Below are 9,424 nucleotides of genomic sequence, written 5' to 3'. Positions count from 1 at the left end.
TTGGGTTGAACGGCAGTGAAACCCAACAAAACCTTACTAATGTTGGGTTTATCCTAACGGATAAGCTCCGAAGATCGTCCCTCAACCCAACCTACACTTATTGCACCATTTTAGCTGTGTCAGTCCAGTAGTGGACTGTTTCATCTAAAATGATGCAATAGGAAATCCACTAGAGATTGCTTCACTATCGTTTGCTATCGCAAAGCTACGCTAACGCAATGACAATTCTAACGCACTACTTTAGATAAAACAGTCTAGTAGTGGACTGACACGCCTTAAATGGTGCATTAGATTCAATTCAAAAGTCAAAAGTCATGTATTCAAAAGTAAGAATTTTCAAGTTAAAAGCTAATGCACAGTTTTAGATGTGTCAGTCTACTACCAATAGCGTTTATGCGTAAGTCCTATTTATATAAAATCCGGTTAAACAGTCGTCATTGCGACGATAGGAAGCAATCTCCGCGCACCCTTGAAATTGCTTCCTTCCACGGAGTAAGCGTCGCAATGACTTGGATATAGTAATTATCCGGATTTTATATTACTGATATGAAATATGCTGTAAATTCTCAAAATGAATAGCTTTGCTTGAACTAGCGATCGCTCACTTCACATTTTTCCTCATGATGCTTACATGAAATACAAAAAATCGTGCTACTTACGAATCTCCCATTTTTGCTACGCAACATATTTACGAAGCATAATCTAGGAAAAACTCAGTCAGAGACTACTTTTATTTTTTTGATTTTTACAGCGGTTTTCATTTCAGTAGACTACAGTAGAGACGTTGCATGCAACGTCCCTACTGGGTTTTGGTTATGGCAATGTGGTTCATCAATTTGAAAAGCGCTGTAATTTATTTTATTGCCATTGGAACGTTTATGGAGCATTCCGAAAATTTCCTCATATCTAGCAATAGTAATTTATGGACATAGCACTGCACACCTTCTATATCTATATATTGTCTGCACAACCCAAATAAGAAGCTATACAACCATAAAGTTTGGGAAATAATCTATATTATTCTACTGGATTGTTTCACCTAAAATAGTGCATTAGCTTTTTTTCGTCACCCCATCCCCCCATCACCCCATCCCCCCATCACCCCATTTTCTAATGCAACATTTAAGATGAAACAATCCACTACGGATAAATTCATCATCCGGAAAAATCTGATCACAATTTCCCAGAATATAACATTAAAGATTTATTAATAACCAAATATTGGGAAAATAATCTTCGTTATTCTAAAAATATACTCATCATCCGGAAAGTTTTTAGAATTTTCCTAAAATTTGGCAAAAAAATTTATTAATCACCGATTTTATTCTGATTAATTTAGATTATTCTAGGAATATATCCATCATCCGGAAAAAAATAATTATTATTATAAAAATATGCCAAAATACTGATAGAAACCCATTATTTTGGGCAAATTTATATTATTCTGTAAAAATACTTATTATCCGGGAAAAACTAATAATTATTCATAAACTATGAAAATAACAATAGTTTTAAAATATATTATTATTGACGTGATCTATATATTACTAGCGGAATATTGACTATCAGTAAAAAAAATACTCACTTTACAGAAGCTTCAATAAAAAGCTTATAAAACGCCATAAAAACCTAGTATTTTGTAAAGTTTTCATGAAGTGACGTAAAAACACTAGCGGTGTTTTTATGGAGTTGCTATAGTTGTTTACAGATAGGAAGTAAGAGAAATCTACTAGATTTTTCAACTATAAATATCTACAACACAAATATTCGTAATAAGAACAGTTTTATCTGGTTAATTTGTATCAATAAAACTGTTCTTATGAGAGAAAATACTGACGTTAACTATCAAACACAAACAAGGAGTAACAAAATGATCGCTAATTCTATCAAGAACATTGCATTAGCTACTATCGCAACAAGCTGTGTTGCTTTTGGTATCGCCACTGAAGCTCAAGCGTTTATCGGCACCCTGCAGATATCTAACGAAAAAGGCTTTATGGGAGATATGGATAGTATTGATTTTTTAGACAATGATATAGAGTACTATGGAGAAGGAGTTTTCAGCGCCTTTACAGCAGATAGTGATGGTTCAGTTGGTGTTACTTCCTTAAATCTTCTAACAGATCCACCGGTTGATTCTTTTTTCCAGTTTGATGAGCATAGTCCTTCCAAATTTAACCTTACTTCTATAACTATTTCACCAGACTCCGATATGTTTTTCATGATGTATGATTTGGTGGGAACTGTCACACATGATAATGAGACTTATAACGTTGAAGGTGCTTTAACCAGTCAAATGATGGGAGCTGGTGTAGATGGTTCTTCTTGGTCAGCAACTCTAGTAACTACAACAGTTCCTGAACCAGCAACAATATTAGGTTTAGGTGTGGTAGTTGCTGGTTCTGCTTTCGGTTTGAAAAAGAAGAATAGCTAGTCGCTGAAGTTATAAAAACTTCGTCATCAAGTTTGACTTGATAATATACCAGTCAATATTGACATACAAATTTGAATTTCTATCTGGTATCTAGGCAGAAGATATTCAAAATACAGGGTATTCGCTAACATTCATCTACTACAGAAAAATGAAAAAACCACGGGGGTGAAAAAATCAAGTGATTTTTCGCCCTTATATTTTTTTTGTTTGGGTATGGTTGTTCTGCAAGCATATTTTGTTCGGTTGAACTAAGATCGTCAATTTTCATGTTTCTAAACCAGAACTTATGTATGAGGTACGAAAAATTAGGAATTGAGATGGCTTTCCGTCCCGGAATGCTCCGCAAACGCTATTGAACGCAATGACAGAAATACGCTGAGGTGCTTAATTACTATAAACATATAGATAAATTGACAACAGTTTTTATTTGAGTAGATCGCAGCTAAAGATATTCCATAGAACTTCCCCACAAAGATGTTGGTTTTGACTACGCGATCGTACTTATGTGAAAATCACTGTAATATACCCTACATTCAATAAACTCATCATCAGAAAAATTTTCCTGATTGATTAAAAATAGGTAAAAAATAGTATTAACTAGCTACTAGCTATTAGCTATTAGCCATCAGCAGAGATATATTAATTTCCGGAAAAGTATATTATTTTTCTCAGAACACGCCAAAATACTGAAGTATCCGAATATTTTTAGCACATTTGTCTCACTCAAAAAACATATATTAAATTCCGGAAAAGCTAATAATTATTTTTTACTACTTTTTACTGATTTAGCAAAAATAGACTAATAAATAACGTATATTGAGACTAAATGTATGTATTAAGGGATAATTTATATATTAAAAAAATATTTTCCGATCGAAAATCCAAAAATCAAAGCTTAAAAATAAAGACAAATGTAGTATTTTTTCTAATAAGTCCAAAAATAGTAGCAGTGTTTTCATAGAGTTGCTATATTGATTTACAGATAGGAACAAATGCCACTCTCGATCGCACTAAAAATTAGTAACTTGATTCGGTAAATTAGCTGATGGCATTTGTAAGAAATCCAAAATAAACTAACAATAGATACAACACACAGAGGTATTAAACATGAAGAATATAATGATTGCAGCTCTCGTTTCTGCTCCTTTAGCAGTAGCTACTGTATTCAACGCTGGTACTGCTAACGCTGCAGTTTTATCCGGAAATTTCAGTTTTGATGGTGCTGGTAATACGATCTCATTTGATGAAAATATGTTAGACTTCGCTGATAATGAAATTGTTCTATCACTTAAAAGTGGTGATTTCGCTGGTTTAGACTCAGATGCCAAGATTTTTGATATTTCTTCTAATCTTGCCGCTCTTGATGGTATGGATACCGTCATGACACCTGTAAAATTTATAGAATTGAGCGATGGAACTACTTTAAATCTGACATCATTTAAAGATTTCACGTTCACTCCTCAATTTGGAACAACTGATATCAATTTAGGATTCAGTGGATTCTTTTTAAATGATGGAGATATGACTAATGCTATGGGTAGTATAACTTTCCAAGTAATTGGTCTGTTAGATGAAGATAGTTTTGCAGGTGACGAAAAATTCCAGGCGAGTTTTTCTGGTGTAGTATTTGGAACAGAAGACACAGATGACAATGTAAGAGTTTCTGAACCAGCAACAATATTAGGTTTAGGTATGGTAGCTGCTGCTTCTGCTTTCGGTTTGAAGAAAAAAAATAGCTAGTCATATTCAGTTTGCGTTAATGTTAATTATTCTTATATTTGCTTTCCCTCCACTAGAAGGGTTAGGGGTGGGTTCACTCCCCCACTCCCCCACTCCCCTACTTCCTCTACACCGGAGGGGTTTGGGGTGGGTCTTCTGCTCAACAAAATGTAGAAAAGTTTTTGAGAAATAGTATAACCGCCGACGGTCTCAGTTGTTTGCGTAGGAAAGCAGGAAGTAAACATTAGAATGTCAGTAATTATGCGGTTCTATGTCGGTTTTATGAAGCAGATAATAAGATTCCCAAATACCACAATTTTTTGTATTTTAATATGTTATAGTTATTTAACTTAAAAAAATATGATCGCCAAAGCCAATTTCCCATGACTTGATAGAAAGTAATCGATAAAACTTGAAATTAAGCAATTAAGCCGATCTTAATCAAAATATCTGGAAAAACTACATCAGCTTGGGAAGGCTAAAAGTATCAGGATGTAGTAAAAAAAATGCAGGTGGAAACTATGAACTTTCGTACATTTGACGGCAGTAACAATAACTTAGATAATTCCCAATATGGTGAAACAGGTGAAAATTTGTTTCGTTTAGCACCAGCAAATTATGGAGATGGCATAAATCAATTAGTTGATGGTCCAAATGCTAGAGTTATTAGTAACACTGTTTTTAACCAATCAGAATCTATCCTAGACTCCCGAAATTTAAGTGATTATACATGGTTATGGGGACAATTTATTGACCATGATATCACTTTGAGTGAGCTACAGTCAAGGGATACAGGAGAAATTATTAGCATTCCCATCCCTAACGACGACCCTATTTTCGCACCTGATTCATTTATTCCTGTTACCAGATCACTCTTTGATCAAAATACTGGCACTGACCCCACAAACCCCCGCCAGCAATTTAACGAAATTACAGCTTGGATAGATGGTAGCAATGTATATGGTAGCGACCAAGAGCGTGCTGACTGGTTACGCAGTTTTGGCGGTGGAAAATTGAAGATGACTGCTCACTCTACAGGAGATTTACTGGTAACTCAAGGAAACGATCCTAATGCACCTCATATGGCGATGGATGGAAGAATGGGTCCAAGTACTTTTGTGGCAGGAGATGTACGAGCAAATGAAAACTCAGCTTTAGCCTCAATACACACCCTCTTTGCACGAGAGCATAACCGGATCGCTGAAATTATTGAAGCTACTCATACAGACTTACCCTTAGATCCTATTGCTCGGGATGAAGAGATTTATCAACGGGCGCGTAAAATAGTAGGGGCCGAAATTCAGAAAATTACTTATGACGAATTCTTGCCTGCTTTGGGCGTGACTCTCGATCCTTATGGTGGTTATGATTCAACTGTTAATCCTAATATCAGTACAGAATTTTCTACAGCAGGTTTTCGTTTGGGGCACACTCTAGTTAGTTCTACTCTACAACATTTAAATGAAGATGGTAGCTCTACAGAATTTGGCCCACAAAACTTATCTGACGTTTTCTTCCGGCCAGATAGCATTACTAGCAAAGGAGGAATAGATCCTATATTGCGTGGTTTAGCTTCTCAGGTACAGCAGAAAACAGACGCGAAAGTAATTGATGATTTGCGGAATCAATTATTTGGTCCTCCCAGTCAAGGGCCAGTGGTAAATGGAACAGATTTGGCAGCTCTGAATATTCAGCGCGGACGGGATCATGGTTTAGCTAGTTATAATGATGTTAGGCAAGTATTGGGTTTAGATAGGAAAGATAATTTTAGTGACATTTCATCTGACCCAGAATTGGTGGCATCACTACAGGCGGTTTATAGTAATGTTGACGAAATTGACCTGTGGGTAGGAATGTTGGCGGAGGATAATTTAGAAAATTCTAGTATTGGGGAGTTGAATGAAGCAATTTTAGCAGACCAGTTTGAAAGATTACGAGATGGCGATCGCTTCTGGTATGAAAATGATACTCACTTTGCTGAGTGGGAGTTAGGCGATGATGGTTTGGTTTCAGATTGGTTAGGTGGTCTTCAGTTGTCGGATATTATCAAAGCCAACACCGAAATTGAAAATATTTCTGATAATGTGTTCTTTGTTAGTACTTCTGTCCCTAACATTAACGATGGTGGACCTACTTCTTTAATGATCCTAGCTAGTTTTTTGATGATTGGTAGTCTATGGAAGAAGTTACCAATAACTAAGAGATAATAAGAGATAATTTGGCGATCGCTTTTAACTCCCCCGGCGGGAAGTCCCGCGTTCTCCCGTTTTGCGCTTCGCATAACTTTCCTATGGTCATGCTGCGCAAACGTTAACGGCTGTCGCCGACATGTTTGCGGAGCATTCCGTCAGGAAAAGGCGGAGGATGGTGGCGGCAGCTATTAGGGGAGCGGAGGGATGGGAAAGCCGGGCGTTGTATTTGTTGTTCCTATGCGAATTTTTTCTTTATTCTCTTTATAGAATACATGCTATAGTTATTTTACCGAAAAATTGTGGTTTAAAGCCTCCCCTTTTAAGGGGATAATAAAGAAAAATTTTCATGAATTTGTCAATCCTCTTCTTTTCAAGGAGAGGTAATTATTCATTATTCATTATTCATTATTCATTGTTGAATATAGTTATTGACAATTGCAAATATAGTCACTATAATTGTTACCAACACAGGGGGAGGACATCACCTCTGTTAAAACAGCGGTCAGGGTTTCTCTGGCTGAAGAATCCCGCGATGCCCTTGCAAGCGCAACGTCGGGAGTATGTCAATATCTTGTCCATTGGTATCGTTTGTGTAAACCCAAGGGGAATATCTAAAAATTTAAGTTTTTTTCTTGCTCTTAAGCCTTCCTACTTCTTCCCTCTTCCTTTCCTTTACGCTTACAATACCGATGCTACCGGACTTAACGAAGTCAAAAGTCAGAAGTCAGAAATCAGAAGTTATTTTTGTAGTAGACCACAGTAGGGAGGTTGCATGCAACGTCCCTACAGGGTTTTGGTTATGGCGATGTGGTTCATCAATGAGCAAAAGCGCTGTAATATAGGACTTACCGAAAAATTGTGGTTTAAAGCCTCCCCTTTTAAGGGGATAATAAAGAAAATTTTTCATTTCTTTGTCAATCCTCTTCTTTCAAGGAGAGGTAATTATTCATTATTCATTATTCATTATTCATTGTTGAAGCACCTGCAAAGTGTTTTTGTCCGAAGCGAGCGACAGAGTTTGTTTGCGGAGCATTTAGCAACGGCATTGATACAACACTCCTACAAAATGATAAGCGATCGCCAATAAACCAGCAACCGCTCTAAAAGTTGATTTCACAGATATTTTTTTTGTAACAAAGTAGATGAAAAAATCTAAGTAGGGCTTGCTGAATAAAACTAAAACTCTTTACAGATAAATGTTTGAGCCTTTTTAGGTACTAATAAAATGCTAGCTTTTAGGTGGTAATGGTTCAAAAATCTAGGATTTTCAGCAAGATAGGGGAAGAAAACTAAGGGAAGGTTTTTCTGGCTACTTCTTCTATAATTCTCATTATATCAAATCCGCTTAATTGGACATAAAAAAATTATCCAATTGTCATAACTACGCTCATCTTGTCTTATCTTTCTTCTCCTGAATTCTGTTTGCGAAGCATTCCGTAGGAAATTGCAGAATTGCTGAATTCTAAAGACTTAACCATTCTATGGCTGTTTAACCGGATTTGATATTACTCCTGTTTGCGGAGCATTCCGTAGGAAATTCACCGATTCTGGATTCTGGCTCCTCCCCTGGAAAAAAGACTTTTTCAGCAAGCCCTAAGTATTTTAGATTGATTTAAAAGAGTAGTTAGGTTGAAGCAAGCGATCGCTATTTTTTCTACACTCTTATGCTGTGACTAATGTAGATATTATTGCTGAGACTAGAGGGATTGCACAGAAAACAATCAAACTTTGGTTTAGGAGTTTTTCTGACGACGGCTAGTTACTAAACCTGCTGTAACTACACCTAGACCGAATAATACAGTTGGTTCAGGAATAGGAGTAGCTAGATCGACTTGTGCGTTATATGTACCACCACCTGGTGCATCAGTGTCTGAAAATTGAAGTGTCTCAGCAATGACTGAGAAATCAGTCTCTCCTATACCGTCAACCATTACCAATATACCTTGACCTTTAGCCAGCTGAAATTCTATAGTGTCTAAACCGTTGAACACACCCATAAACTCAGTACCAGCTTCCCAAGTAACGCTTGCTCCATTATCATAGGCAAAAACTAGGTCGTTGGTTAGCGCGTATATGAACTCAGAACCACTGGAGCTAACATATTCAAATTCTCCTACAGAAGGTGCTACACCTTGGACAGGATAACCATCAAATGGAGGAGTAAAAAAACCATTTTGGGTAGTAACAAAGTTTATACCCAAAGGATTAAACTCGATATCAAAAGTATCACCTGCTCCTGGAGTTACTTCACTAAACCAATCATCAGCACCATTAGAGAAGGCTAGACTACCAACGAATTTACCAGCTTGAGCGGGAGAAGCAACAACTGCTCCACCGAAAACAGTAGCGGCAGACAATGCGAATGCGTGCTTGAGTAAATTTTTCATGATTAAAAGGCTAGTAATTAATAGTTTGTGAGTGTGATTAGATTTTGTGATTATGAGCTTAGTCATTAGTTCATCTAACTTTTACTAATTAATTTGAAGATTTATACTTCTGAGTTATCTTATTAGTTTCAGTCGTTTGTGAACTTCTCTTAACCCTCACAAATATAACTTAACTAATTCCGCCTAACTATTGCAATCCCTTTTGCAAGACTTTACTCAATCTTTAAAAATTCTACTGTTAAGCAAGTAGCATTAAGTATATTTAGTTAGTTGATATATATGAAAACTTAGAAAAAAAAGCCTGATATAGATTTCTAGCTGAATTATTAGTAATTTATCTATAACAAGTGAGTGATGTAGCTAAGTATTTTATAGTAAGCTAAAATGCGTTTTCAGGGAATATCGGGACTTACGCAACGGCACTAATTATAGTGGTAAAATCCGCAGAAATGACCATTTCTGAACTAGATGTAGCGGTACTGCGTAAGTCCTGAACATAATAAGTTACTGTAAAGTTGGTATCAGATCGCAGACAAAATAGACGTAATGTGCTATATATGTAGGGTTTGCTGAATAAAGTCTTTTGGTAGGGGTAGGGGAGCGGGGGAGTAGGGGAGTAGGGGAGTAGGGGAGTAGGGGAGCGGGGGAGTAGGGGAGTAGGGGAGGAGGGGAGTAGGGGAGCGGGGGAGTAA

At 36.7% G+C, this 9,424-nt stretch carries 5 protein-coding genes; 3 read left to right on the top strand and 2 right to left on the bottom strand.

Annotation, left to right across the window (positions count from 1 at the left end):
• The first annotated feature begins 1,870 nt into the window (after positions 1-1,870).
• Together F6K54_RS33355 and F6K54_RS33350 are read left to right on the top strand one after the other, a co-directional pair.
• On the top strand, positions 1,871-2,434 hold the full coding sequence (locus F6K54_RS33355) for a PEP-CTERM sorting domain-containing protein (protein WP_293087705.1): 564 nt from the start codon (positions 1,871-1,873) through the stop codon (positions 2,432-2,434).
• Between the two features lie 1,107 nt (positions 2,435-3,541).
• Positions 3,542-4,174, top strand: a complete 633-nt coding sequence (locus F6K54_RS33350) for a PEP-CTERM sorting domain-containing protein (protein ID WP_293087702.1) — start codon at positions 3,542-3,544, stop codon at positions 4,172-4,174.
• Positions 4,175-4,206: 32 nt separating this feature from the next.
• Here the strand turns inward: F6K54_RS33350 and F6K54_RS33345 are convergent, their stop codons facing one another.
• Entirely contained in the window at positions 4,207-4,398 is a 192-nt protein-coding gene (locus F6K54_RS33345) for a hypothetical protein (protein ID WP_293087699.1), read from the bottom strand.
• 276 nt (positions 4,399-4,674) lie between these two features.
• On the opposite strand from F6K54_RS33345, the gene F6K54_RS33340 reads away from it, so the two are divergent.
• Positions 4,675-6,360, top strand: a complete 1,686-nt coding sequence (locus F6K54_RS33340; protein ID WP_293087696.1) for a peroxidase family protein — start codon at positions 4,675-4,677, stop codon at positions 6,358-6,360.
• 1,718 nt (positions 6,361-8,078) lie between these two features.
• On the opposite strand, the gene F6K54_RS33335 is transcribed toward F6K54_RS33340, so the two are convergent.
• Positions 8,079-8,732 carry a PEP-CTERM sorting domain-containing protein gene (locus F6K54_RS33335; protein WP_293087693.1) on the bottom strand — a complete coding sequence of 218 codons (654 nt, stop codon included), beginning with the start codon at positions 8,730-8,732 and terminating at the stop codon, positions 8,079-8,081.
• Between the last annotated feature and the right edge of the window lie 692 nt (positions 8,733-9,424).

It is taken from the genome of Okeania sp. SIO3B5 (genome assembly GCF_010692555.1).
Taxonomy (GTDB): Bacteria; Cyanobacteriota; Cyanobacteriia; order Cyanobacteriales; family Microcoleaceae; genus Okeania.
The sequence above is the reverse complement of the archived record's forward strand: the minus strand, read 5'-3'. Positions and strand labels throughout refer to the sequence as shown.